We start from the raw sequence: 1,522 nt of genomic DNA, 5'->3' as shown, positions 1-1,522 counted from the left end.
GCACCGGGCTGGCGCTCGCGGCCGCGAGCCTGGCCGGGCAGGCGTTCCTCGTCGACCAGGCGCGCCGGGTGCGGACCAACGCCGAGGACGCGCTGGTCGAGGGCCTCGGCTACGACTACATCGAGCAGCTCGACGCCAAGCCGACCCCGGCGGAGCTCGCGGTGCCCTGGCGCAAGCTGGTCAACCCGTTCCGGATCCGCGACCTCGCGGTCCGCGTCGACAAGAACGTCGCCTACGCCCCCGACCACGGCAAGCGCGGCCTGCTCGACATCTACCGGCCCGCCGAGGGCGAGATCACCGGCGCCCCGGTGCTGCTGCAGGTCCACGGCGGTGGCTGGACGATCGGCAGCAAGGACCAGCAGGGCATCCCGCTGATGCACCACCTCGCCGCGAAGGGCTGGGTGTGCGTGGCGATCAACTACCGGCTCGCGCCCCGCGACCCGTTCCCCGCGCAGATCATCGACGTCAAGCGGGCGATCGCGTGGATCCGCGAGCACATCGAGGAGTACGGCGGCGACCCCGACTACATCGCGATCACCGGCGGCTCGGCCGGGGGCCACCTCACGGCGCTGGCGGCCGTGACCGCGAACGACCCGGCGTACCAGCCCGGCTTCGAGGGCGCCGACACCAGCGTGGCGGTCGCGGTGCCGCACTACGGCGTCTACGACTTCGCAGGCTGCACCGGCCTGCGCAGCGCCGAGCAGATGCGCGACCGGTTCCTCGCGCCGCGCATCGTCAAGCGCACCTGGGCGGAGGACCCGGAGGTCTTCGAGGCCGGCACGCCGCTGCTGCGGGTCGGCAAGGACGCCCCCGACTTCTTCGTGCTGCACGGCGCCCACGACTCGCTGGTCTCGGTCGAGCAGGCGCGCCTCTTCGTCCAGCGGCTGCGCGAGGTGTCCGGCGCCACGGTCGTGTACGCCGAGCTGCCGGGTGCCCAGCACGCGTTCGACGTGTTCCCCTCGATCCGCAGCCAGCACGTCGTGCGCGCCATCGACCGGTACCTGCACTGGCACTGGAACGGCTGGCGCCGCGAGCGGGCCGCGAGCTAGCGGGTGCGCGGCGCCGCCGGGGGCTCGACCGGGTCGTCGGGCAGGTAGGCGTCCTCGCCGATCGCGAGCAGCGCCGGGGCCACGTCCTCGCCGTCGTCGGGGACGCTCAGCGTGACGGTGACCTCGGTGTCGGCCAGGCCGGCCAGCTCCTCGGCGTTGGTCTCGAGCGTGCCGTCGGCGTCGAAGTCGGCCAGTGCCTGCGCCGCGAGGAGCTCCTCGTCGCCCACGTCGACCACGAGGTCGTCGATGCACCACGCCGGCTCGTCCTCGGTGCCGCAGGTGGCGAGGGTGCCGGTGACCTCCTGGGTCGGCTCGGGCGCCGGGGTGGGGTCGGTGGTCGGGTCCGGGGTCGGGTCGGTCGTCGGGTCCGGGGTGGGCTCGGTGCTGGGCTGCGGGCCGGCCGGGCTGCCGGGCGCCGGGTCGACCGGTGCGGCCTGGGCGTGGGGCACCGGCGCGGCCTCGGCGTGCCCCTG

At 74.8% G+C, this 1,522-nt stretch carries 2 protein-coding genes; one reads left to right on the top strand and one right to left on the bottom strand.

The genetic code is table 11. The annotated features are described in order from the left end of the window. The coding region (locus tag VGD85_RS02785) for an alpha/beta hydrolase (protein WP_331061923.1) at nt 1-1,049 on the top strand (1,049 nt) is incomplete at its 5' end. Here VGD85_RS02785 and VGD85_RS02780 read toward each other — a convergent pair. Then, a partial coding sequence (locus tag VGD85_RS02780; protein WP_331061922.1) for a hypothetical protein occupies nt 1,046-1,522 on the bottom strand: 477 nt, incomplete at its 5' end. The genes VGD85_RS02785 and VGD85_RS02780 overlap by 4 nt on opposite strands.

This window comes from Nocardioides sp. (genome assembly GCF_036401255.1).
In the GTDB taxonomy this organism is placed as follows: domain Bacteria; phylum Actinomycetota; class Actinomycetes; order Propionibacteriales; family Nocardioidaceae; genus Nocardioides.
Note: the sequence above shows the minus strand (reverse complement) of the source record. Positions and strands in the feature narration are given on the sequence as shown.